The organism is Algoriphagus winogradskyi, from assembly GCF_900182815.1.
Taxonomy (GTDB): domain Bacteria; phylum Bacteroidota; class Bacteroidia; order Cytophagales; family Cyclobacteriaceae; genus Algoriphagus; species Algoriphagus winogradskyi.
Genome location: NZ_FXUA01000003.1, coordinates 382,697 through 408,475 on the forward strand (window position 1 = coordinate 382,697; position 25,779 = coordinate 408,475).

Below are 25,779 nucleotides of genomic sequence, written 5' to 3' on the forward strand. Positions count from 1 at the left end.
TTATAAAGCAAGTCTTCGGGTCTTTTGGCAATAAGTAAAAAGGTGTTCTTAACTATAGATTCTATCGTGCGAACGCTTTTCATTCCACATATCCGTAGGTGCAAAAAATGAGCTGTCCGATGGATGTAAATGTGCCTTTACTACTTCTTCATTCAGCTCAATTCCTAAGCCCGGTGCCTCCAAAGGTACCGGCGCATAACCTTTGTCTATCATTTTGCCTCCGCCGGTCATAGTAACCAAATCCTCCCACCAAGGCACATCCACTGAGTGATGTTCCAGTGCCAGAAAATTTTGCGTAGCTGCCGCGCAATGTACATTTGCCATAAAGGAAACTGGAGTGCCAGCCTGATGCATGGCCATCCCTATCCCCTTTTCTTCTGCATAATCTGCAATTCTTTTGGTTTCCAAAAGTCCACCCGAGGATGCCAAATCAGGATGCACAATGTCCACGGCATGATTATCTATCAGGTCTTTGAAATATTCCAATAAATAAATATCCTCGCCTGTGGTGGTAGGAGTATTCAGAGAATCTGTGATTGTCTTATGCTGCTGCCACATCTGCCACGGCACCATATCTTCTAACCAAGCCAATCTATATTTATCGAGTGCCTGCCCCAGCCTGATGCAGTTATTCAAATCAAAATGGCCATAATGGTCCGTCGAAATAGGAATATCATAACCCACCATACTACGCACATGATCTACGATTTTGGCGAGTTCATCCAGTCCCTTCTCAGTGATCTGTACTCCCGTAAATGGATGGGCTGTGTTGGCATAAGACATGTATCCGCCCTGCCACTGACTTTTACCCATTTTGAAAATCTCTGGATTCACAATACAACCCGGGATATCCATGATTTCTCCAATAGAAACATCCATTTTCAGCCAAGTATACCCCTGCTCCTCAGTTCGGTATTTGATGAGCTTCAGCTGCTCTTCAGGAGATTTGGCCTCCGGAGTATCGGCATACAGACGTACAGAATCACGATACCTTCCGCCAAGTAGTTGCCAGGCCGGTACATTGTAAGCTTTGCCACATAGGTCCCAGAGTGCCATTTCAACCCCACAAACACCACCAGCCTGTCGGGATTGCCCACCGAATTGTTTGATGATTTTAAACAGTTTTTCAACGTTGCAGGGGTTTTCGCCTAGAATCCTACTTTTCAGCATCAATGCATACCTAGGATCAGCCCCATCCCTTACCTCACCCAAACCATAAATCCCTTGGTTTGTATCGATTCTAAGGATTGCGGTTCCCCCCATTACATTGGTATGAGCATAGCGGAGATCCGTGATTTTCAAGTCTGAAGGAGCTGACGCCCGACGTACATTCTTAGTCGTTTCAGCCATGGTATCTTCTATACTAAGTCCCATGAGTGCTGTCAAACTTAACCCGCCTAAGGCAGTTTTTTTCAAGAAATCTCTTCTGTTATCTTTTGTAAAGGGATTATCGATTTCTGCTTGACGTTGGGCTGTATAAGTCCGCTCCTGCTCCTTACTCTTTTGAATAAGGTGTTGTAATGTGCTTTTCATCTTAAATAGGGTTTTTGGGTTATTGTGTAATTTGTCTTTAGCCTGATCCAGAATTAGTAATTACGTTCTCTAAGGTAATTATCCAGCTCAGTCTTGGTCATCGGAAGCTTTCCTGGATAATTGTTTAGCCAATCCAAGAAATCCTTTTTGATCTCTTCTGTCCACTGGCTATCAATCTGTCCAGCTAGATATTTACCTTCTCGTAATCTTTGGTGGCCAAATTCATCTCGCAATCCAGTGACCTCAGAAGTCAAAACAAGCTCTTCCACTAAGTATGCTGGAATGAAAATCACCCCATATTTCTTTGCTAAGACCACATCACCTGGAAGTACAGTAGCACGTCCAACTCGAATTGGTGCATTGATAGAGGTCAGCATCATTTGCTGAATATAAGATGGATCTTGCCCTTTCATCCAGGCATTGAAGCCTTCGATCTCGGAGAGTCCTTCCTGATCCCTCACAGATCCATTGAAGATCACTCCACGTTGGGATTTGGCATAGATGGCATTTCCGAGATTATCTCCGATCAGCGTTCCATCCACGATTTTCCCATAGCCATCTGCTACATAAACATCTCCGTTTGTAAGAATATCGATAGGCCAGGAGTTTGTGCCTCCTTTATCAGATCTTCCTTCTTTACCTACGCCTTGGTCCTTCACCTGCTTTTCGAGATCAGGACGTAGTGGCATGTATTGAGCTGTCACCACCCGCCCTGTCATGGTTTCATCTGGCAGCATGATTTGCCACTCACCTTCATATTGGTTTTGGTAGCCCTTACTGCGCAGAACGCCCCATGCCTCTTCAATGGAGATTTTTTTCAGGCGTTCTAAAATAGAATCAGAAACTTTCGGTCTCCCATCTGCAAAGCGTTCTCCCTGCCAATCGACAGTAAGGGCTTTGATATATTCAGGGGAAGCGCCAACGTTTTGGGCTTGTGCTTCTATTTTTGGCAATAATAAGAAGCATGAAAAAGCGCCAATCAAGATGGACATCCTGATCTTTCTTTGGGGTGTTGAAATTGGGTTCATTGGTATAGGGGTTAGGGTTTTTTCTTCACTTGATAAGCGGGAAGAAAAAACCTAATTGCTGATTATTCGAAGAATGGTATTCCAGGAACGGCATGTTTTCTCATACCTTCCTCATTGATTTCCACACCTATTCCAGGTTTTTCGGATAGTGTGATAAAGCTATTTTCTGTTCTAGGACCGTCATAGGTAACTATGTCTTTCCATAAGTCATCTGTATCCATATAGATTTGCCATTCCATAATCTGAAAGTTGGGTACGGAAGCGCAGACATGACAACTTGCCATCGCTCCTAGAAAAGAGGCAACCATGTGAGGAGAAAAAGGCACGTAATAAAGATTTGCCAAGTTTGCTATTCGTTGGGCTTCTCCCAGTCCACCCGCTTTTTGCAGATCAGGCATAATGATATTTAAAGCACCATCAGAAAGTAGTTTTGTAAAACCGTAGGCTAAGTAGATATTTTCACCGGCACAGATGGGCGTACTTGTTTCTTGGGTGATGTGCTTATACATTTCTGGATTATCCGCTGGAATTGGTTCTTCCAGAAACATCAGGTTTAACGGCTCGTAAGCTTTGGCCATCTTCATCCCAGTGATTGCATCATATCGTCCGTGCATATCCACACAGATATCAATGTTGGGGCCCACTTCTTCCCGCACTGCGGCGATGGCATTGTACATTCTCTCTATTTCAGCGGGGCTTGCAGTCCAGTTAAAACGATCATATTTATTTGGATCTCTTGCATCATCCACATCAAATTTCACCGCATTATAACCTTTGGACACTGCATTTCTTGCCGCTAAAGCATAATCATTTGGAGTAGGATTTGTGGATGTATATAGGGCTGTATCACAATAGACCCGGATTTTATCTCTGAATTTGCCTCCCAATAATTGGTAAACGGGAACGTTAAAAACTTTTCCAGTGATATCCCAAAGTGCAGTCTCAATGGCTGTGAGAACGGCCACAAAAACTCCAGACTGAGCACCACCAAAAAATGCTCCCTTACGTATTTGTTCTGCCAGACGATTGGGATTTAATGGATTTTGCCCTTTTAGCTGATTACCCATCCTCTGGATCATGTAATACGTGCCTTGAATCGCATCAACTGCTTCTCCACAGCCCCAAACATCCTGATTAGTATATATTTTTACATAAACTGCACCACGTACATAGCCGCATTTTACATCTGTTATTTTCAGATCTGAGGGATTTGAGTGGGGGTTTTGCCTTGCTACAGCTTCATTTAAGCCGCCAAAGCCGCCCATTAAGCCAGCTCCTGTCAAACCAGCAACAGCACTTTTTTGTAAAAATGATCTTCTTGAATTCTTAGATTTCATAGGTTTTAAGGGTTGTATGTATAATTACCAAGTTCTGTTTTTTAGAATTTCTTGGATTTGTTCTCGAGCTATTGGTAATTCATCGATATGGGATTCGAGCCACTGGGAAAAGTCTTTTTCTATGTCATCAGACCATCTAGTGTCAATATCACCAGCTGTGTATTTCCCCTCCCGGATTCGCTCATGGCCAAACATATCTCTCAACCTTACTACTTCTGAAGTAACTACCACCTGCTCTACTAAATGGGCAGGAATAAATGACACTGCACCGTCACGTCCCAATACTACATCACCTGCCATCACTGTAGCTTGGCCGATTTTTGTAGGTTTATTGATACCGATCAGCATGGTATTCAAATCTCTAGGTTGATTATGGTGTGATGGGTGATAGCTTCGGTAATAGGAGGTAAAACCACCGATTTCCTTCAGACCGGCGATGTCTCTGATCGCACCATTGTAAACGATTCCATTGCCTGAATTGGCAAAAATCGCATTTCCAACATTATCGCCAATGGTAGGTCCCCCATCGTGGATTCCGAATTGGTCGGCGACATAGACATCCCCTTTTACCAGTAAATCCACCGGCCAAACATTCTGTCCTTTCTTTCCTTCGGCTTTTCCGCGGGCATCTATCGCTCCGTGGATATCAGGTCTACCCGGCATAAAAGTAGCCGTAAGTGCTCTTCCGACCATAATGCTATCCGGGTTGATCATTTCCCAGCCTTCAGCATATTGATATTTGTAGCCTGCATTTTTCATCACGGCCCAGGCTTCATCATGGGTCACAATTTTCATACGCCTCAATAGGTCATCGGACACTTTAGGGCGACCATCTTCAAATCTTTCTCCTTTCCATTCTTGGGTAAGAAAGAGCATTTCCTCTTTGGAAATCTGTTGCGCAAAAGAATCTATTCCAAAAAAGAATAGAAACAATATGGTTATATAGGTTTTGTACATTTTGGAATATAACTAAAATCAAATTAAACCGAGTTTGGATTTTCCAAACTCGGTTCTATTCTTATTTATCCCACCAAACTTTCGTTGCGAGATTATCAGCTCCACTAGCTGAAATGGCCGCTTGCACGTTTTCAGAGTTTACTGATATCTCAGAATTCGGATAAGTAATTCTATTAATAAAATCAACTTCTTTTCCAGGGAATGGATTGGTGGTGAGCATAGGGAATCCAGATCTTCGGAAATTGGCAAATGCCTCTGGTCCATTCATAAAGGATGACACCCAATATTGAGTATTGATCATTTCTATTGCTTTTGAAGCATCAAGTGGATTTGCTGACAAATAGGCATCTACAGCTGCTAGTGGTATTGAAGAGGCGGCATCTACCGTGCCCAACTGCTCCATGTGAGCTCTTACTCCTGCGTTATAATACGTTTCAACGTCTCCTGAGCTGATCCACCCCCTCTGTCTAGCCTCAGCTAACAGGAGGTAGTTTTGGGAAGCTGTAACTAAGAAAGTTGGTGCTGTATTTTTCGCAAGTCTTCTTCTATCTGCTTGCGCAAATTCATAAAAGCTGGTCAATCCTAAATCCGCAGCTGCTTTTACAGCTCCCGCATTGTCATTTCCCATTGGCATTCCCACGTGCACACTAGCTTCATATGTCCCTGAGGCTACTGTTTGCTCAGGACCTGATTTAGCATCTACATAGGTGATTGCTATTGCAGATAGACGAGGGTCATTTTTACTTCGCAAATAATCCACAAATGGAGCAGTTAAATAAAAATTAGACGCCTCTGTGGAATTAAGTAAGTTTCCTATCGTATTCAAATAGTTAGCATCATGGGCAATTTTTGCATTATTTACATTTGAAAGAATCACTCCACCTTGAAATGCTGCCTGAACTACCTGTTGTGCCTTCGTTGCATTCACTGCACTCAGCCTCATTCCAGCTCTCAACAATATCGAGTTGCCAAAGCTTTTCCATTTATTCAAATCGCCCCCATACAGAATATCTGCACTTTCAATTTTTCCGGATAGATTCAACGCTGCAGTAGCCTCAGTCAATTCTTTGATTATGTCCTCATAAATGACTTCTTGGGAATCATATTTTGGAAAAAACACCTGTTGAGAATAGCCTACTCCGCCTTCGAAATACGGGATACTTCCATAGTCATCCGTCAAAACCATAAATGCAAATGCCTGAAGAATCCGTGTCATATTAAGCAGGTTAGCTCTGCTCGGATCATCTTGAACTTGACTTATCACATCCTTGGTATTCTTAATCACATCCCGATAGTATCGCTGCCAAAGTTCCTGTGTTGAGTTTCTATTATCCTGGTTATAATTGGCTCCTGTAAGGACACCTGAATTTGGCGAAATTATCTGCTGAACAATCCCTATGTCATAAACCAAGGTACCGTTGGGATAGGCACAGCCTACTATGGCTGCATTCAGTTGAAACGCAGGGTCAATAGCTGTGGCACTGACTTTATTAGTATTGAGCTCGTCGAAGTTATTGTCACATGCTGATGCATACATCAGAATGGACGCTAAGAATATATAATTTAAGATCTTTTTCATGTGTATAAAACTTAGAATTTGACGTTAAGATTGAAACCTAAACCTCTGGTAGAAGGAAGACCAGTGGACTCCATACCAACCAAATTATCAGAAGAATACCCGAATGATTCTGGATCAATATTATCAACCCATTTCTTTATCATGAATACGTTGTTTGCTACGAAATTCAGCTTCACTGATTTGAATGGTTGGTTTTCAGGTAAATGTTTGGTGAAATCATACCCTAAAGTGATTTGCCGAAGTTTGACATATCCTCCATCGTAGATTATAGGCTCTACTAAAGCTTGTGATCTAACCACTTCCCAGTAGGACTGCACTGGAGCTACTGCGGTGTTTATCTCACCAGCTTCGTTCACACCAACTCCTACGACCCCACCTTCTCTTCCTTCCAAGGTCATCTTATGTAAACCATGTCTGGTAGCGTTAAAATTCGTACCCGAAAGCATAATATTGCCCAACTTGTAGTCAATCAAGAAAGAAAGCATTACTCCTTTATAATTGAGTGAGTTATTAAATCCTCCAACCCAATTTGGTAGCGCACTTCCGAAATTAACTAGATCAGTGGTTCTGAGTGGAAGACCATTTGCTCCAAAGATTTTTCTCCCCTGATCATCCCTTCTGTAGCCAAATCCTGCAACCTGTCCCATTTCCATTCCAACGATTTGTCTCAATTCACCATTGAATACGTGGGTTCCGACAGTAATCCGTTCACCGGGATTATCAGTCAGTAGGCTTAGAACTTTTGTTTTATTGTAGGCAGAGTTTGCTGAAAATTCCCAAGTGAAATTCTTGTTCTCAATAGGGACAATCGTTAAGAGCATTTCAATCCCCTTATTTTCACTTTGACCACTGTTAATAGAAGTATTGACAAAACCAGAAGCGTCTGAAATCTGAGCGCTTACAATCTGATCAGTAGTGAGTTTTCTATAAGCTGCCATATCCAAACTCACTTTGCCTTGAAACATTCTCAGCTCAAATCCAACTTCTGCTTCACCAATTCGCATTGGTCTCAAATTTGGATTTGGAAGATTGGTTCCGTTAGGCCCTCCTACTGGCTGACCTCCAAACAAGTTGTTGTTTATGCCATAAAATAGCACATTGGAATACGCTCCTACGTCAGCATCACTACCCACTTCAGCGTATGCTACTCTTAATTTTCCAAAATTCAACCAGCTGTTTTGTGCAAAATTCTCAGTGAATACCCAGCTAGCTGACAAAGAAGGATAAAGGATGCTCCTATTTTCTCTAGAAAGAGTTGAAAACCAATCGTTTCTAATAGTACCTGTAAGGAACAGCATATCCTTATAGGATACTTCTGCAGAACCATACAATGAATTAACTGCACGCTCATTCAAATCATATATTGGATCTTTAGCTCTACCATTTTGAACGGTATAGAGGTCTCTAACCACGAAGTCAGTGACCTGTACACTATTTAGGTCTGACCTTCTCTGCATATGATTACCTCCAATATTTGCATTGATTCCGAAGTCGCCAAATTCCTTATTCGCATTGATTAAAAAGTCTGTATTTATCTCACGGAATCTTCTTTGCTCTTGCGTGTACACTCCATTTACGAATCCTGCTGGCGCTGGTGCCCTCGACGCTTGTCCCGTCGGAAAGTTGTTGTAATCCTGGTCTCTAGTCCAGAAGTCCTGACCAACTCTACCTTGGACAAATAACCAGTCAGTAAATTGATATTTAACTGCTAAATTCCCGAATATCCTATCTCTGCGGATGTTCTGAAACTGATCAGAAAGTGTGAAATATGGATTGGTACGATTTCTAAACCTGGAATAAACCGCCTCGTTTCCATTTGCATCATACCGGTTGTCACGAAGGACATCCAGTGGCATGGAGTTAGCCATATTGTAAAGCGCTACTGGAATCGTATTATCCTGCTGACCAATGTTTGGTGGATTTTCATTCTCTTCATGAGAATAATTAAAGTTTCCCCGGAAACTGAACTTTGGACTCAAATCATAAGCAAAGCCCAAATTGATAGTCTTTCGATTGTAAACATTGTTTGGCACAATACCCTTACTATTCAGATCTGAAAAAGACAAACTCATTCCACCCTTTTCGGTAGAAGTAGCGAGGGTAATAGAATTAGTCACATTCTGACCATTGCGAAAGAAATCATTGATAATGCCTTTTACTGGTTCATAAGGAACTGTAATTCCGTCAAAAAGCATTTGGGTCATGCCAGGAGCAAATTTCTCTCCGAAAGACCATTGTCCAGAGGTTGGGTTTGGGGTAGTAGGCCGAATACCTTGTTCGCCTTGCCCATATTCATATTGGTAGTCAGTGAAATCTAGCGGGGCTTCGTTCGTATAGTTCAGGTTATAAGTAACTCCCATGCCGCGACTATCATTTTTTGTTTTGGTGGTAATCATCACTACCCCGTCTTTGGCTCGAGAACCGTACAAGGCAGCAGCTGCAGCTCCTTTGAGGATGGTCATAGATTGCACATCATCTGGGTTAATACTGGACAATCCATCACCTCCATCAGAAGTGTTACCTCCTCCACGTACGCCAATACTACTATCCGAAGCATTATTCCCGGGATTTGAACCGAAATTTGTATTGTCGATAGGGACACCATTTACTACAATCAGCGGATTATTTTGTCCGGATATTGAGGACTGACCACGAATACGGATTTTAGACGTACCTCCAGGACCAGAGCCTAGTGCTGAAATACTTACACCCGCTACTTTGCCTTGTAGCGCGTTCATAACGTTAGGAGTTCTGTTAATAGTCAACTCATCAGATTTAACTGTTGAGGTAGCATACCCAAGACTTTTTGCTGATTTCTCGATTCCCAAGGCAGTTACTACTACTTCTTCCAAGTCGCTAGCATCCACTTGCATGCTGATGTTGACTACAGACCGATTGCCAACCACTTCTTCTTGATTGAGATATCCTACAAAAGAAAAAACTAGAACAGATGTTTCGCTTTCTACATTAATGGTATAGTTTCCATTGTTCCCAGAAACGGTACCTGTGGAGGTTCCTTTAAGAAGAATATTAACACCGGGAAAACCCATACCATTTTCATCAGTCACTCTACCGGTAATTTCTATCCTCCGTCTCTCGATTGTTGAAATGGAGTTTCTTGAAATTCTTGAATTTAAATCGGACCCTCTGCCTGCTGAAGAGGGTGACTGGGTTGATGTGAGGATATTCTTCAAATCCGCTCCTTTAGCGGTTGGGCTTGATCTGCTTTGGAATATCACATAAAAATTCTCACCAGCTTTCTCATAGCTGAGTCCTGTTTCTCTCAGGATTACTTTCAATCCCTCTTCTACAGAACTAAATGAAGATTTTGACGATTTGATTCTTTTTGATTGAACCAGCTCATCCTTATACGCTATCGAGACTTTAAACTTATTCTCGAACTGTGTCAGTACCTCTTTAAGGTATCTGTTTTCACTCCTAGACGAAAAGGTATCTAGGTTCTTTTCCGAAGCTATCAAACCCTCGACTTGCGCTGATGCAAACCAAGAAATCGAATAGCTCATACATAATAATAGTACAAACTTTCTCATTGTAAACAGGTTTCAGGTTATTTGGGGAATACTTCATTTTGGGTTTTTAATCAGGTACTTATTTTTCTCGTTTACTATTTCAATATTGAAGATTCTGGAAATTTGATCCATGAAATTGGCAGCATTACCTAGTGGCATTGAGCCAGATGCTGTTTGCTTCAGTATTTCCTCATCTTCAAATTCAATCTCAATTCCATAGTTATTTTTTGCCATGGTGATGATTTCACCTAAACTGGTTTCATCCAAGTTTAGAACCTTATCTTTCCAGGAGGTATAGAGCGATGTATTCACTTTTTTACGTTGAAACTTACTCTGTTTAAACTCTACCAAATCACCCGGATTCATCAAGATTTTCCCTTCCTTATCCTTAACAGGGAAACTTAGCGTTACAGCTCCTGAGGTCAATACTACCTCCGTCTCTTGAGATCGGTTATATACATTAAATTCTGTCCCTAAGACTTCTATAGCCACGTTTTGGGAACTAAGAACTTTAAAAGGCTGATGATTTTTTTTGTGGACTACGTTAAAAAATGCCTCACCCTCGATCCATACATCTCTAGACATCTGACCTTCCCAATTGTCTTTAAATGTCAGTTTGGAATTTGAATTCAAAATCACCTTGGAACTATCTGGAAGTATGAATTCTTTCGTCTCTCCAAATGCTGTTTGGTATTCGATTTCTTGTGGCAAATCATACCAATACCAAGCTAGAAAGACCAATGCAAAAGATGCAACAGCATAGGCAAAAGACCAGAAAAACCTCCTGTCTGGAGTTGGCTTAGAAAACTTTGGGGGCTGTTTGACCTCGCTTTGAATGGCGCCCCACACCAATACCATTTCACTTGGATTCATCTCAATCTTTGAATGCTCCAAACTCAAAACCAACCTTCTCGCTTCCTCAATCAACTCTGTTTTGGATGGATTGGAATCCTTCCAATCCATCCAAAACTCATCGTGTATAGGGTCAGAATAAAGCACCCATTCCTTAAAAAATGGGTCTATGACAAAGTCATTTACTGAAAAATTGGAGTAATCTGAAAGCTGATGATTCACTATGTCTCTTTTGGTTGATACCTATAAGAGTGTAGAAGTGATAAAACCTCATCATATTTTTTTTAAAAATTCAAAAACAAAAAAAAACTATGCTAGGTAGTTTAAGTATGAGCCAAATAATAGTGCTTTGAGCACAACTCTCAAGCATTGCAAGGCCTTTGAAAGTAGATTATGGGCAGAAGCAGGCGTGATAGACATTATACTGGATATTTCAGCATAACTGAGGTCATTGAAATATTTGAGAACAATGATTTCTCGCTGCCTTTTTGAGATTTTAGTTAATGCAGTAGTAACCTTGCTTTTATTATCCTTCAAATAATCTTGGGAAATCAACTCTTCTTCGACGGATGATTCACATTCACTTAATTGGCAATCTTCATTCATGTCTGAATAAAGTTTTCGATCGCGTGTAATGTGCTGTATGAGTAAATTTCGAAATGATTTAAAAAGGTAATATTTAACAGAGTCAACCTCAGAAAGGCCTTCGCGCCTATTCCAGATGTTTGTAAAAAGCTCCTGGACACAGTCTTTAACCAGCTCACGGTTATAGCAAAAATGCATGCCGTAATTAAAAAGCAAGTTGGAAAACCTCTGATAGAGATTAGAAAAAGCGAGGTCATTGCCCTTTCTGACACTTTGCCACAAGGCTCTATCGTCAGATTGAGTTTTTCGGTCGGTTTTTGGGCTTCTGGAAATAAATAAGTTAACCGGACTACTCATATTCGAAATTTTATTTCTGTAAAACTCCGAATCAAGGTAATAAGTTTTTTATCATATATCAAAAACTTACTTTTTGTATTGAAAAATGATTAAAAAACCAACTAATAGCCATTTTACAATCACATAAGTACCCCAGCTATAAAAAAACCAGCATAGGTACCTAAAGCATTACCAAGGCTTCCTACCAAAACACCAGGAATTAATAAGTCCGGACGATTGAGACTCTCTGCTGAAGCAAGTGCGGTAGTATTACCTCCAACATTTGCTTGAGAAGCTACGGCAATCACATCCCAATCTACTTTGAAAAGCGCACCGATTCCAAAGATCACTGCCCCGTGAACCAGTACAAGTAAACCGACAAATAGAAAGAGAGTGCCGGCCAAGTCGCCTAGCCCATAAAGTGTACTCAAGTCACACAGGGTCCCGATAGCAGCTAGAAAAAGTAAAATGAGAAAAAAACCGAGGGTATGCGTCCCGGATAGTCTTTTCACAAAGGGTATTTGTGCCAACATCAAAGCTATACTAGTCAAGGTAATGATCTCCGGCATTTCAGGAAAAAACTGACTCACAAGCTTTGATACTGCCATAGCTAAAAATGCAATCCCCAGCACTGACGCTAAGCCCGCAATGCTAATAGACTCTGCTTGCTTGATCTTTTGAGTTTCACCTGTTGTAGGTGAGAGTTTTTTTCTGGGAAAAAAGGATTGCAAATATTTGGGTAAAATTAGTGTAGCAATAATCCAAACTGTTCCAATCAGGCTATCCACTACAGTGGTAGCTGCATACAAATCCGGATTTTCATTTACATGATAGCTAAGTGCTATGGCATTGAAATTAATACTTCCACCGATGTAGGTACCTGTAAACATTCCCGCCACAGCATTCGCCATTGGTCCAATTGCCTCAGCCGGTCTTACTAAAAACCAAGCAACGAGCACTCCAATGATGGTTCCTAGCCCCCCCAAACTGAACATTAGCAACATCGTAGCACCTGCTTTTCTAAGGCTTTTAAGGTCAACTTCCAACAATGCGATAAAAATCCCCATGGGGGCCAAGTATATAAAAACACCATTATAAACAGGATTTCCAGTTGCAGCAGTTGGAATGATACCAACATTAGCTGCCAAAGCAGCAAATAAGATCACCAAAATAGGAGTTCCCAGTGTCTTCCATCCTTTGAATTTTGCTAGCCAAACTGACAGTAACACAATTATACATAGCATGCCACTGACATACATAGGGTCATGAATCCAAGTCATTGGGGAAATTAGGTAAAAATTAACTTATCGCTTTATCAAAGCTTCTTGAATTACTAGCTGCAATATCTCTCGGCTATTATATTTTTCATGATTATCCGCAAAGATGCCAGTCTCCTTAGATTCTTTGCTTATCTAGTAGGAAGACCGAAGACTCCCACAGTGGCGGGACAGGCTGAAGCGGCCTCAATTCTCAAGTTTATCATATCCTTTTTAGCTAACTCCATACAGGCACTAAAGCGGATCTACATACTATTTTTAAAAATTGACCAACTTTATGCCTTCCAATCCCTTTCAACTCTCAAAATGGGTTTCGACGCGTATCAATGTAAGAATGTATGGCGGTGGAATGCGTTGGTAAAACAACTCACTAATCAATAGTCAAAAACAAGGGTCATGGAAATTGCAACCTTGACCATTTTCCTTGTAGGTTATTAATCTCCAGTCAGGAAAAACTTCTTGATTTTAGCTATCACAAACTCAATTTCCTCTTCCTTCATCCAAGGATTTAGAGGTAGGGAAAGTCCTCTTTGACTAAGATTACGAGAATTTTTAAATTCTCCTTTGCTTCGAAAAGGCTTCATATCCGGTAAAATATGCGGATAATGGATTGCCGTACCAATCCCACTTTGTAAAAGGAAATTTTTCAATTCATCTCTTCGATCTGTCTGAATCACTAAAAGATGTGCATTATGATCTTCGTCCAAAATATCTAATGGAAGTTTCATTTCATCGATTACTGACAAACCGTCAATATACATTTTCGCATACTTTTTTCTGATTGCTTGATTTGACGGAAACTGATCAAAAAACACATTTAAAAACCCAGCTTGAATAGAATCAATACGACTGTTTTTCCCTACAATTTCATGATTATCACGAACCACCTGCCCATGATTCAATAATAATTTTAACCGCTCATTCACTTGTTGATCTTTGCATAAGCACATCCCCGCCTCTCCCAAAGCCCCAAGGTTTTTAGTAGGATAAAAACTCAGGCATCCGACATCACCAAAAGTCCCCGCTGCTTTACCATGTTGAAAAGAACCAAAGGACTGAGCGCCATCTTCAATGACCAAAAGCTTGTGATATCTCGCCTTCTTCATCAACTTTTCCATATCCACCATCTTTCCATACAAGTGAACCGGGATCACCGCTTTGGTTTTAGGCGAAATAGCCTCTTCCCAATCTGCAGCCAAAAGTCCATTTTCATCTGTATCCCAAAAAATTGGAGTTGCCCCAACCATTACTACAACTTCCGCTGTAGAAACCCAAGTTATTGCCGGAATGATCACCTCATCTCCTGCACCAATTTCTAATGCTCGCAAAGCAAGTTCCAAAGCATCTGTGCCATTGGCACATGAGATAGAAAATGGAGAATGGAGGTAATTTGTAATGTTAGATTCGAAAGCCTGTACTTCCTCTCCTCCGGAGAAAATCCCTTTCTCCAGCATTGCTTCAAATTTGGATTTCAAAGCATTTTTCAGCTCTCCGTCCATTTTTTTGAGATCAAGAAAGGGGATCTTCATCCAATAAGTTGGCTAATTGAATACTTAAATTTCGTCGAGAATACTGATCAATCGCTGTCGCTGCTTCAGGTTTCCCGCTGCGCTCATACAATTTCCTCAAGCTCACTTGAATAGCAACATGATCCGAATGCGAAAAAACCTCCCCCGCTTCAGATTCTTTCAAGATCTTCGCTGAATCTCCAGCAGGATCACCTAAAGCGAGTACCGGCAAAGTCGTAGCCATGTATTCAAAGAGTTTTCCAGGAATATTTCCTTTTGCATTTTTGGTATTCGTGAGGATCAAAGCCAACGCATCAGCTTTAGCATAAAATTCAAAAACCTCTTGATGAGATACATAGCCAGCAAAATGTACATGCGCAGAAAGCCAGGAATCCGCTGCAATTTCCCTACGAACCTGGTCGCTCACCCTCCCCACAAAAGTAAATTTCACTGCTCCCATTTCTTTCAAAAACTCTTCCTTCATTGCTTTGAGTAAAGGCATAGGATTCCTGATAGAATCAATAATCCCGGTATAAACAAGATGTAAACTTCCAGCTTTTTTCTCTCCTATAGCAAATCCATCTGGCATATCGGCTGGATCAAAACCATTGGTAAGCAAATCAATTTTTCGAGTGGAAAGCTGCTTCAAATCCTCCTGAAAGGTCGGAGAAATAGTGGTCACCACATCCGCCTCGCTCAATACCTCCTGCTCCAGCTTCTTGTGTTTGTCTCTCACAAGGTTCTGCATAGGAAGCTTGTCCAAAAACTCCCATTGAGACCAGGGGTCCCTAAAATCAGCCAACCAGAAAACTCCTGTTTTTCGCTTCAAATCCCTTCCGATCAAATGCATAGAATGCGGTGGACCTGTCGTAATTATTGCCTGAAACTGACCCTTCTCAATCAATTCAGTTAAGAATTTTACCGAAGGCTTCACCCAGAAAACCCGAGGATCAGGGACCATCAAATTAGCACGAAGCCAGATGGCGGCTTTTTCTATGAAACCATGTTCTTTTTGCTCCAGCACTCTTCCTGGATGTGATTCTTTTTTGCCGCGAATTTTATCCAAAAGTTGATAGGGTTCCCAAATCGGGAATTTCATTACCTCCAGATCTTTGGAGATTTCCTTTTCCAGACTTACATCTTTCAGGTCAAAGTCGGGATTTTCAGGTGTAAAAATCACAGGTTCCCAGCCTGCTTCAGGCAGGTATTTAGCGAATTTCAGCCAACGCTGCACGCCAGAACCTCCACTTGGTGGCCAATAATAGGTGATGATTAGAACTCGTTTTTTCATAATTGTACTATGTCCTAAGTCTAAAGTACCAAGTAGCTGGCCATAAAATCAACAATGATGAAAAGAATAAGTCGCAATATTAAGTCTCAGTCACAGTTTTCAGTAATTCATTGTATAAAGTCTCTCGACTAGAGTCTAGTAAATCCTAATCTTTAAATAGCCTCTGACTACACCACTTTTAGAAGAGTAAAGACTTCATTTTTGTGAGTCCACCTTTTGAGACTTGAACAAAACTTAGTCTTAATAGGCTGTTCCTCTGAGTTACTCGCTGCGACCTCGGTGGTTAAAAAAAGGGAGCAGGTCACCCCACTCCCTTTCCATCTGAAATTTTAAATTCCAAATCTCAAATTCTACTACTCTCCCTGTGCAAGAGAATAACCTCTTACGCCGTCAAAAGAATATAAATTCTCAGTTTTGATAAAGTCAAACCCAAGTTCTTCAACTTGCTTCAGTAATTCGCGGATTTGAGCATGAGAAATGCTGGACTGCTCAGGAGTCTGGAATCTACATCTCCAATGGTCTGTGCAAAAGGATTCTTTCATCCCACCTGGGAATACTTTGATACCTCTATTCGTAATCAAAGTCAGTTGCAAGCCATCCGCATTGGCAGCACGTAGCTTCTCTCCTAACACTTGAGGATCTCTTCCAGCTTCATCCCAATCCACGAATACATCCACACCAATCAATTCCTTCTTGGCTTTCACTACAGGTGAAACAAATACATTCATCGGGGTAGTATCCTTATCGAATTCAGCAGGAACCATAGAAGACGGTAGTTGTCCTAATCTCTCAATTACTGCATTTGCAAACTCCTCAGTACCAACTTTCTTAGTAGAAAGACCTTCTTGGTAAATATCTCCTGTATGGATTCCGTCTTCCAATGTCTTCATCCAAGCATTAGAGATTTTCTCCGCTATCTCTGGCTGACCGATGTGAACCAACATCATAATTGCTCCATTTAGCAAGCCTGATGGGTTTGCAATTCCCATTCCTGTGATATCAGGAGCAGAACCGTGAATAGCTTCAAACATTGCTACTTCTTCGCCCACATTGGCAGAGCCGCCAAGCCCTACAGAACCAGTCACCTGTGCAGCTACGTCAGAAATAATATCTCCATAAAGGTTAAGTGTAACGATTACATCAAAAGTCTCAGGTCTATCTGCGATCAAGGCTGTTCCGATATCGATGATCTTGTGATCATTTTGAATATCAGGATACTCCTTAGCGATCTCATCGAAAGTCTTATGGAAAAGACCATCAGCCAGTTTCATGATGTTGTCTTTCGTCATACAAGTCACTTTTTTGCGACCGTATTTCTTAGCGTATTCAAAAGCATAACGGATAATTTTCTCCGAACCAGGCTTGGAGATCAGCTTCAAAGACTGAAAAACTTCCTGAGTCTGTCTGTGCTCAATTCCTGCATACAAATCCTCTTCGTTTTCACGAATAATCACCAAGTCTGTCTTTGGGAAATGTGTCTTGATGAATGGGGAAAAAGCTTTACATGGTCTCACGTTCGCATAGAGACCAAAAGAAGTTCTAGTGGTTACATTTAGCGACTTAAAACCACCTCCCTGAGGAGTGGTAATGGGTGCCTTCAAGAAAATTTTCGTTTCTCTAAGCGATTCGAATGCATTCGGTTCCATTCCGGAACTGATGCCTTTTAGATAAACCTGTTCTCCAATTTCTATAACATCGTATTCAAGTTGAGCTCCAGCAGCTTCGAGGATCGCCAGTGTAGCCTTCATGATTTCGGGACCTATCCCATCACCATAGGCAACTGTAATTTTTCTTTTGGAAGACATATTAATATAGTGGATTTAGTTAAAATTTGATTTTGAACAAAAGTAAATAAAAATGTGGAAGCAGGTTTTTGACCTAGGACAAAATCCACATTATCTCGGCTTTAATTACAAAAGGGGTAATAATCCTTTACCTTAGGTTAAGCATTTTCCCATGCCCCAGTTTGGGAATGACTACCCTGCTTGTATATTTGTTTTATACTCAATGATAAACTATGGCTGATTTCAAAAATATCCTTACTGATGTAAAGAACGGAGTACTCCACTTGACCATCAACAGAGAAGACAAAATGAACGCGCTGAATTTTGAAACTTTAGAGGAGTTAAGGTCGATTTTTGAAGAGGTATCTGATACCAAAGAAATCAAAGCAGTGATCATCACCGGCTCAGGCGAAAAAGCGTTTGTAGCTGGAGCTGACATCAGCGAAATCGCTTCGCTAAATGAAGTAAATGCCAGAAAATTCGCTGAAAATGGACAAGAAATATTCAGTATGATTGAGAACTGTCACAAGCCTGTAATCGCAGTAACCAATGGGTATACCCTAGGTGGAGGATGCGAATTAGCTATGGCTTGTCACATGAGAATTGCCACGGCAAATGCGAAATTCGGTCAACCGGAAGTTAATCTTGGAATTATCCCAGGTTATGGTGGTACGCAGCGTCTCACCATTTTAATTGGAAGAGGAAAAGCCAACGAACTCATGATGACTGGGGACATGATTGGAGCCGAAGAAGCCAAAGCTTTAGGACTAGTCAATCACATACTTCCTACCAAAGAAGAAGCACTGGCAAAAGCTGAAGAAATCATAGCCAAAATACTTAGCAAAGCACCTCTTGCCATTGGTATGATTATCGATTGCGTCAATTCTGCTTATGTACCGGATGAAAATGGTTTTCAAACAGAGGCAAACAGCTTTGCCAGATGTGTAAAATCCGGAGACTACAAAGAAGGAACGTCCGCATTTCTCGAAAAAAGACAGCCGCATTTCAAAGGAGAATAAGCTCCTTGACACTGGATGAGTAATTTTAAAAAACTAGCTGGACAAACCGCAGTTTATGGCCTAAGCAGCATTCTCGGCCGATCAATTAATTTTTTAATGATCATCGTGTACACCGAATACCTCACAAAAGAGGCAATGGGGTCGTTCACGAGCATCTATGCACTGGTAGGTTTTATGAATATAGTGTTCACCTATGGGATGGAGACTACATTTTTCAGATTTGCCACTGGAAAAAACCTTGATCCAACCAAAGTTTATAATTCCACTCAGTCCTTATTAATCTCCAGTACTTTATTACTTGGATCAGGTCTATACTTGCTTGCACCCTGGTTAGCTGAACTATTAGATTACCCTGGTCAGGAGTATTTATTTAGATGGACAGCATTAATACTTTCTTTTGACGCCATTCTCGCAATTCCTTTTGCAAAGCTACGTCTGGAAAACAAAGCGCTGATTTTTGCCGGATCGAAAATCTTCAATATTCTATTGAATATCTTTTTCAACCTCCTTCTAATCGTAGGATTTCCGTATCTGATTTCAAATGGTATTATTCCAGAAGGATTTCTTGGCTATAGATCAGATTGGGGAGTGGAATATATTCTTCTTTCAAACCTCTTTGCGAATGGATTGATCATTCCATTTGTATGGTGGAAGGCTGGCTTCTTCAAATTCGAGCTGGAGCAATCCATCATCAAGCCTATGTGGGGGTATTCTATCCCACTCCTATTTATGGGATTAGCAGGAGTTACGAATGAGCTATTTTCAAGATTTTTATTTGAATATGTACTTCCTCCAAATTTCTACGCGGGACTTTCAGCTCGAGAAGCAGGCGGAGTTTTTGGAGCGAATTTCAAGCTTGCAATCTTAATGAACTTGGTAATTCAGGCATTTAAATACGCTGCTGAACCATTCTTTTTCAAGCAATCACAGGACAAAAATTCTCCGTTGCTTTATTCAAAGGTGATGCATGCTTTTATCCTTTTTTGCACCGTATTGATGATTGCTATTTCTGTAAATCTCGAATGGATAGGACCATTTTTCCTGAAAGGTGCAGATTATGCTGAAGGACTCTTTATAGTACCCACCTTATTGATGGGGTATTTACTTCTTGGAATCTATTTCAATCTTTCGATTTGGTTCAAGATCACTGATCAGACAAAATATAGTTTTTGGATCACTTTGGTTGGAGCGATTCTCACTATGGCCATAATATTCATTTTCGTTCCTATTTGGGGTTATATGGGCGGAGCGCTCAGCACGATCTCCTGTTATTTTGTGATGTGTTTGCTTTGCTACATATATGGTCAAAAGTATTATCCCATCCCCTATCAAACGGGAAAAGGTATTTTTTACCTAATTCTCTCCTTTACGATAAGTTATCTTGGATTCTACTTAGATTTTGGGAATCCAGCACTGAATTTCTTAATGAAAAACAGCCTGATCTTACTCTACATGGGACTTATCTTTTTCATGGAGAAGGAACAAATCATGGCTTATTTACCAAAAAGTAAAAAGCATTAACATTAATTTTTATAATCCTGGGATCATTTTTGGGTTCATGCGCGTTAACCAACCGATAAGTCACAAAGACCTTTCTCACATTTCATTAATATTTACAAACAAAGTCGAATTGCATAAAAGGCATTATGTTTGTGAAATTAAGCTGCAGTCCCTATTTCCCGTGAATTTCAAAAGAACAATCCTCATACTTCTACTTGTCGCACTAGGCTCTTCAGCAAGTTTTGCGCAAGAAAAGCTCTCCAAAAAAGAGCGTAAGGCACAATTGAATGAATCCCAAGGCACACGTTATTTTATCGAAGGTGAGAAAAACCTAGTGCTTAATGATCTGGAAAAAGCCTTTTTCTACTTTCAGAAAGCAATGGAGTTTTCACCAGATGCACCTGCTATTCACTATAAAATCGCAGAGATCTTAGTGAAGGCAAATCAACCTGAAAAAGCTATGCCTTATGCAAGTAGAGCCGCCGAACTTGCACCTGAAAATAAGTACTACTCCTTAATGGTTGCTGAGATCTACACCAATTTAAAGCAGCCCTTAAAAGCTGCAGAAATTTTAGAGCGATTAACTGCTGACGGAGAAAGCAATCAACAATACAATTTGGACTTAGCTTCAATTTATCTCAACGAAAAAGAGCTGGATAAAGCGCTTATAGTTTTGGATCGAGCAGAAGAGTTTTATGGTGTAATGGAGCCAATTACGGTTCAGAAGCAACGGATCTATTTGAACAAAAACAACCTTGGCAAAGCAATAGAAGAAGGTGAAAAATTAGTCGAGGCACGACCAGGTAACCCTGCCTATGTCATGAATTTGATTGAGATTTTATACAATAATAATCGGGTAGATCAGGCATTAGACTTAGTTTTTGAAGAGATCAAGAAGTATCCAAATCAACCGGAATTACAAATGGCAGCGCATACGCTCCTAAAGGATATTGGTGATATCGAACAGTCTAACCACTATCTGTATTCTGCTTTTGCCAGTAGCGATCTTGATCCAGAGGTTAAATCCCAGGCATTTTCTAGTATTCTCACTGAAATTAAAACTGAGGAAAGAGAGAAACTCCTAGATAGTTTGGAAACTTTAATCGCTAAATCTACGCTTGAAAATGCGGAAATCTACGCTGCATTGGGTCAGCGGCGGATGCTAGATCAAAAGAATGAAGAAGGGATAGAATATTTCAAAAAGTCACTTTTGATCAATCCGAAGAATTCCAAATTACTGGAGCAAGTGATTCTAGGGTCTTTCGGTGAAAATGCTGACTTCGATGAACTTGAAAAATTTACGGTTTTAGCTGTAGATGAATTCCCGCAAAATCCAGAATTCTGGTTTTATGATGGTGTAGTAAAATCCGCTCAAAAGCAAGATGAAGAAGCTGTCGTGTCACTGAACAAAGCAATCGAATTAAACGCTAATAAAAACCCTCAGCTAGATCAGGTAGCCTTCGGTTCTCTTGGTAATTCTCTGTACAACTTGGGAGAAAAAGAAGAGGCATTCCGAAATTTTGATAAAGCACTGGAGCTCAACCCAAATGACGAGCAGGTCTTAAATAATTATTCCTATTTCCTATCGTTGGAAAAGAAGAATTTGGAGAAGGCAAAATCAATGTCTGATAAAGTTGTTCGCAGATTTCCAGATAATGGCACTTTCCTTGATACACATGCATGGGTTCTTTTTCAGATGAAAGATTACGAAGGTGCTAAGAAATATATGGACTTAGCGCTGATGCATGAAACACAGCCAAGTGGTGTCATGCTTGAGCATTACGGAGATATTTTATTTCATCTTGGTAAAAAGAATGAAGCCTTGAGTTATTGGAAAAAAGCCGAAGGAAGTCCTGAGGCCTCTGACAAACTTTCACAGAAAATTAAAGAAGGAAAATACCATGAATAAACTTTTTGCAGGATTTGTGCTCGTCATCGGCTTAGGCCTTCTTTTCTCCTGCTCCAAAAAAACGATTGTCTATCAGGCAGATGGAAAAATGGAAGACTTCTCCCCTATTTATACTGAATATGACTACCTGAGTGCTAAAGCCAAAGTAGTGATAGAGGAAGAATCCGGGAAAATCACTCGAGGAAGTTTAAACCTCCGTTCAAAAAAGGATTCAGTTCTCTGGTTTATCATTTCTCCTGGAATGGGCATGGAAGCTGTGAGAGGACTGATCACTCAGGATAAAATTCAGATTAAAGATAGAATTGGAAAGGAAGACGTCAACTTAACTTTCACCGAATTTGAAGCAGTTTACGGTTTGAAATTATCTTTGGATATTTTCCAAAACGTGCTTTTTGCGAATCCGCCTCATCAAGTGGATTACAAAGACAGATTGGTACGAGTAGGTAAATCATTTGAGCTTACTCAAGTTCGAGATAAAGTAAGGTACTTTTCCAAAGTTGATGTCAATTACAGAAAAGTCTCAGAGTTAGTTAGTAATTCGCTCGATGATCGTGGATCATTGCTTGCCAGCTATTCCACTTTCCAGGACATAGACGCAAAACCTTTTCCGTTTGAAGTTCTCTACAAACTAGCCTATCAACTACCAGAAGGTGGACAAAACACCATTATTAATGTAGAATGGACCTCTGTTGATCCTTTCTCAGCACCTCTTAGCTTTCCTTTCAAATTTTGAATTGCATGTATCGCAACTTTCTAATTCCATTTAGCATTCTGATTGGATTGATGTTTTTTACAGCTGTAGATCTATCAGCCCAAACGAAAAAAACACGGGAAGAATTAGAAAAGCAGAAAGCAGAAGTACAGGCTAGGCTATTGGAATTTGATAAAATCTTGAAGCAAACTACTGCAACAAAGAAAAATTCCATAGGAGAGCTTAATGCAGTAACGCGTCAGTTTCAAACCCAAACTCGTTTAGTTAATACCCTTGATCGAGAAGTGAAGCTGATCAACCAGGAGATAAGTGAGACGGAAGACAAAATAGAGAGCCTGGAAGTACAGCTGAAAGATTTAAAAGCTGAATATGGTAGAATGATTTATAATGCCTCAAAGCTCAATAGAGGACTTTCTATCGTTTCTTTTGTTTTCAGTTCAGCAAATTTCAATCAGCTCTATTCTAGATTGATGTATTTGAAACAATACACAGATAGCCGGAAACAACAGGCCGCTCAAATTGAAAAATTAAGCTTAGAACTTATAGATCAGCGGGCCTTATTGGATAATAAAAAAGCTGAAAAAGAAAAAGTGCTTGCAGAAGAGCAAAAAGAACGAGCAGAACTTGACAAGATGAAGCGTACTCAGCAAGGCCTTGTGAACACGCTTACCTCAAAAGAGCAAGACATTAAAAAACAGATCACTGCAACTAAAAAACAACAGGATCAACTAAACAAAATGATCAAGCAGGTGATCGAAGATGAGATACGCCGCGCTGAAGCAGCCGCTAAAAAAGAAAATAGCACTGCTACCAAATCGACTGGCAGTAGCATGCCGATGACCCCAGAGGTCGCTGCTTTGTCAAAATCATTTGCTGGGAATCAAGGCAGGCTTCCTTGGCCAGTAGAAACAGGTTTTGTATCGCAGGGATATGGTACCTATCCACACCCTACTCTTAAAGGAATCACCATGGAAAGTGATGGGATAGACATCCGCACCCAGCCTAATTCTAATGTAAGGGCTGTATTTGATGGCACAGTAACTAAAATCACAACTATGCCTGGTTTTGGCGGTACAGTGATCATAAAACATGGTGAGTATTATACCATGTATAGTAAGTTGAAAACCATTACTGTAAAAACAGGTCAGACTGTAAGTGCAAAAGACGTAATTGGACAAGTTGCTACAGGTCCTGGCGGGGAAGCAGAAGTACATTTCCAAACTTGGAAAGGTCTCTCTGTGATGAATCCTTCAACATGGCTAACATCCAAGTAGAACTTAATTGCGTATATTCATAAAAAAGATAGATTGCTTGACGCTGAACTTTGTGTAAGCGGATCACAATTATATCTTTGTATCCACATTTACCCTTAAACACACACCATCATGACTACATTAGGTTTCATTCAAAACATGGGCGGTGGCTCGATCGTATTGATCGTATTGGTCGTCCTTCTATTGTTTGGTGCTAAAAGAATACCTGAATTGGCTCGTGGCCTTGGACGTGGTATCAGAGAATTTAAAGATGCTACCAAGGACATTCAGAACGACCTAGAGGAAGGTCTGAAAGACGACAAGAAAAAGTAATCTCTTAAGCCAAGGAAATTGGAAAAATTCATCTCATTCGACGAAATTAAAAAATCGCTCGAAAAGAAGGAAAGTGACTGTCGCGCGATAGTCCAATATTATTTAAAAAACATTGAGACGAAGGCGCATTTAAACGCCTTCGTCGAAGTTTATGAGCAATCCGCTTTAGCCCAAGCTGATCTTATTGATCAGAAATTAGCTAATGGAAATGCTGGTAAACTTGCCGGAATGGTCATCGGTATCAAAGATGTACTCTGCTATTCTGGCCACGAATCCAACGCCTCTTCCAAAATTCTAAATGGTTTTGAATCCCAATTCACCACCACAGCTATCCAACGACTGCTAGACCAAGACGCTATTGTTATCGGCAGACTCAATTGTGATGAATTTGGAATGGGAAGTTCGAATGAAAATTCTGCCCATGGAAAGGTATTGAATGCAACAGATGAATCACGCGTCCCTGGAGGTTCCTCTGGAGGATCAGCAGTGGCTGTTCAAGCAAATCTCTGCACCATTTCTTTAGGAACTGACACAGGTGGTTCTGTAAGGCAACCGGCGGCATTTACAGGAGTGATTGGAATGAAACCTACCTATTCAAGGGTTTCTCGATGGGGCTTGATTGCCTATGCCTCCTCGTTTGACTGCATTGGGGTTTTTTCTAGAACAGTAAAAGATAATGCAATGGTCATGGAAATTATGGCCGGTCATGATGAATACGATAGTACTTCATCTAGAAAACCTGTTTTACCATATAGTCAACTTTTACACTTTGATAAAAAAGCTAAAGTAGCCTTTCTTAAAGAAACCATCGAGTCTCAAGCACTTCAGCCTAAGATCAAAACTAATACGTTGGCAGTCTTAGATAAATTAAAATCCGAAGGTCATACGGTAGAGGAAGTAGAATTCCCCTTACTTGATTTCATCCTACCGACTTATTATATTCTTACTACTGCAGAAGCAAGCTCCAATCTATCAAGGTTTGACGGGGTAAAGTATGGATACAGAACTCCCAATGCTCATAACTTGGAAAGCATGTATAAGCTGACTAGAAGTGAAGGATTTGGAGAGGAAGTAAAGCGAAGAATTATGCTGGGTACGTTTGTGCTAAGTGCCAGCTATTACGATGCGTATTTCACTAAAGCGCAGAAAGTCAGAAGATTAATAAAAGACTTTACTGAAAATCTTTTAAATGATTTTGACTATATTATTATGCCGACTACGCCATCTACAGCGTTTAAGTTTGGTGAGCATAGTGGTGATCCGGTAGCAATGTATTTGGAAGATCTCTTTACAGTGCAAGCTTCAGTGTCTGGAGTCCCAGCCATTTCTCTTCCTAATGGGAAAGATGAGAATGGAATGCCGATTGGTTTGCAGGTGATTTGTAACTCTTTTAAAGAGGCAGAGCTCTATGCTTTTAGTAATTATTTAACAGAATTGACGTCCTAAAACCCATTAT

General features: G+C 40.6%; 20 protein-coding genes. 8 read left to right on the forward strand and 12 right to left on the reverse strand.

Translation table 11 applies throughout. The annotated features are described in order from the left end of the window. Positions 1-48: 48 nt before the first annotated feature. From QOL76_RS10100 to QOL76_RS10140, 9 genes are all read right to left on the reverse strand, one after another. Positions 49-1,533 (reverse strand): mandelate racemase/muconate lactonizing enzyme family protein, encoded by a 1,485-nt coding sequence (locus QOL76_RS10100; RefSeq protein ID WP_283412837.1) that lies wholly within the window; start codon positions 1,531-1,533, stop codon positions 49-51. 53 nt (positions 1,534-1,586) lie between these two features. Next, positions 1,587-2,525, reverse strand: coding sequence for an RraA family protein (locus tag QOL76_RS10105; RefSeq protein WP_283413127.1), 939 nt, complete (start codon positions 2,523-2,525; stop codon positions 1,587-1,589). 98 nt (positions 2,526-2,623) lie between these two features. After that, positions 2,624-3,898, reverse strand: a complete 1,275-nt coding sequence (locus QOL76_RS10110) for a mandelate racemase/muconate lactonizing enzyme family protein (protein WP_283412838.1) — start codon at positions 3,896-3,898, stop codon at positions 2,624-2,626. Positions 3,899-3,922: 24 nt separating this feature from the next. Beyond that, entirely contained in the window at positions 3,923-4,855 is a 933-nt protein-coding gene (locus tag QOL76_RS10115) for an RraA family protein (RefSeq protein WP_283412839.1), read from the reverse strand. Between the two features lie 61 nt (positions 4,856-4,916). Beyond that, entirely contained in the window at positions 4,917-6,434 is a 1,518-nt protein-coding gene (locus QOL76_RS10120; RefSeq protein ID WP_283412840.1) for a SusD/RagB family nutrient-binding outer membrane lipoprotein, read from the reverse strand. A gap of 11 nt (positions 6,435-6,445) precedes the next feature. Continuing rightward, positions 6,446-9,985 (reverse strand): SusC/RagA family TonB-linked outer membrane protein, encoded by a 3,540-nt coding sequence (locus QOL76_RS10125; RefSeq protein WP_283412841.1) that lies wholly within the window; start codon positions 9,983-9,985, stop codon positions 6,446-6,448. A gap of 33 nt (positions 9,986-10,018) precedes the next feature. Continuing rightward, a complete protein-coding gene (locus QOL76_RS10130; RefSeq protein WP_283412842.1) occupies positions 10,019-11,038 on the reverse strand; it encodes a FecR family protein in 1,020 nt (339 codons plus the stop codon). Positions 11,039-11,125: 87 nt separating this feature from the next. Next, complete coding sequence (locus QOL76_RS10135) at positions 11,126-11,758, reverse strand: RNA polymerase sigma factor (RefSeq protein ID WP_283412843.1); 633 nt, start codon at positions 11,756-11,758, stop codon at positions 11,126-11,128. A gap of 119 nt (positions 11,759-11,877) precedes the next feature. After that, on the reverse strand, positions 11,878-13,017 hold the full coding sequence (locus QOL76_RS10140) for a DUF819 family protein (protein ID WP_283412844.1): 1,140 nt from the start codon (positions 13,015-13,017) through the stop codon (positions 11,878-11,880). A gap of 87 nt (positions 13,018-13,104) precedes the next feature. Here QOL76_RS10140 and QOL76_RS10145 point away from each other — a divergent pair, with 87 nt between their 5' ends. Further along, positions 13,105-13,395: a hypothetical protein gene (locus QOL76_RS10145; protein ID WP_283412845.1), complete on the forward strand. Its 291-nt coding sequence runs from the start codon at positions 13,105-13,107 to the stop codon at positions 13,393-13,395. Positions 13,396-13,448: 53 nt separating this feature from the next. Here the strand turns inward: QOL76_RS10145 and QOL76_RS10150 are convergent, their stop codons facing one another. The 3 genes from QOL76_RS10150 to QOL76_RS10160 all read right to left on the reverse strand — a co-directional run bounded on the left by QOL76_RS10150 (position 13,449) and on the right by QOL76_RS10160 (position 17,618). Then, entirely contained in the window at positions 13,449-14,543 is a 1,095-nt protein-coding gene (locus QOL76_RS10150; RefSeq protein ID WP_283412846.1) for a DegT/DnrJ/EryC1/StrS family aminotransferase, read from the reverse strand. Next, positions 14,524-15,813 carry a glycosyltransferase family 4 protein gene (locus tag QOL76_RS10155; RefSeq protein WP_283412847.1) on the reverse strand — a complete coding sequence of 430 codons (1,290 nt, stop codon included), beginning with the start codon at positions 15,811-15,813 and terminating at the stop codon, positions 14,524-14,526. The genes QOL76_RS10150 and QOL76_RS10155 overlap by 20 nt, the downstream gene beginning before the upstream one ends. Before the next feature lie 353 nt (positions 15,814-16,166). Next, positions 16,167-17,618: an NADP-dependent isocitrate dehydrogenase gene (locus QOL76_RS10160; protein ID WP_283412848.1), complete on the reverse strand. Its 1,452-nt coding sequence runs from the start codon at positions 17,616-17,618 to the stop codon at positions 16,167-16,169. Positions 17,619-17,830: 212 nt separating this feature from the next. Here QOL76_RS10160 and QOL76_RS10165 point away from each other — a divergent pair, with 212 nt between their 5' ends. From QOL76_RS10165 to gatA, 7 genes are all read left to right on the forward strand, one after another. Further along, positions 17,831-18,616 (forward strand): enoyl-CoA hydratase/isomerase family protein, encoded by a 786-nt coding sequence (locus QOL76_RS10165; RefSeq protein WP_283412849.1) that lies wholly within the window; start codon positions 17,831-17,833, stop codon positions 18,614-18,616. Positions 18,617-18,631: 15 nt separating this feature from the next. Beyond that, complete coding sequence (locus QOL76_RS10170) at positions 18,632-20,137, forward strand: lipopolysaccharide biosynthesis protein (protein WP_283412850.1); 1,506 nt, start codon at positions 18,632-18,634, stop codon at positions 20,135-20,137. 160 nt (positions 20,138-20,297) lie between these two features. Next, on the forward strand, positions 20,298-22,025 hold the full coding sequence (locus QOL76_RS10175; protein WP_283412851.1) for a tetratricopeptide repeat protein: 1,728 nt from the start codon (positions 20,298-20,300) through the stop codon (positions 22,023-22,025). Further along, entirely contained in the window at positions 22,018-22,758 is a 741-nt protein-coding gene (gene lolB1 / locus QOL76_RS10180) for a lipoprotein insertase outer membrane protein LolB1 (protein ID WP_283412852.1), read from the forward strand. Before QOL76_RS10175 ends, lolB1 begins: the two co-directional genes overlap by 8 nt. 5 nt (positions 22,759-22,763) lie before the next feature. Next, positions 22,764-24,011, forward strand: coding sequence for a murein hydrolase activator EnvC family protein (locus QOL76_RS10185; RefSeq protein ID WP_283412853.1), 1,248 nt, complete (start codon positions 22,764-22,766; stop codon positions 24,009-24,011). A 111-nt stretch (positions 24,012-24,122) separates the two neighbouring features. Continuing rightward, on the forward strand, positions 24,123-24,323 hold the full coding sequence (locus QOL76_RS10190) for a Sec-independent protein translocase subunit TatA/TatB (RefSeq protein WP_111322719.1): 201 nt from the start codon (positions 24,123-24,125) through the stop codon (positions 24,321-24,323). Between the two features lie 18 nt (positions 24,324-24,341). Beyond that, entirely contained in the window at positions 24,342-25,769 is a 1,428-nt protein-coding gene (gatA, locus tag QOL76_RS10195) for an Asp-tRNA(Asn)/Glu-tRNA(Gln) amidotransferase subunit GatA (protein WP_283412854.1), read from the forward strand. Positions 25,770-25,779 lie beyond the last annotated feature (10 nt).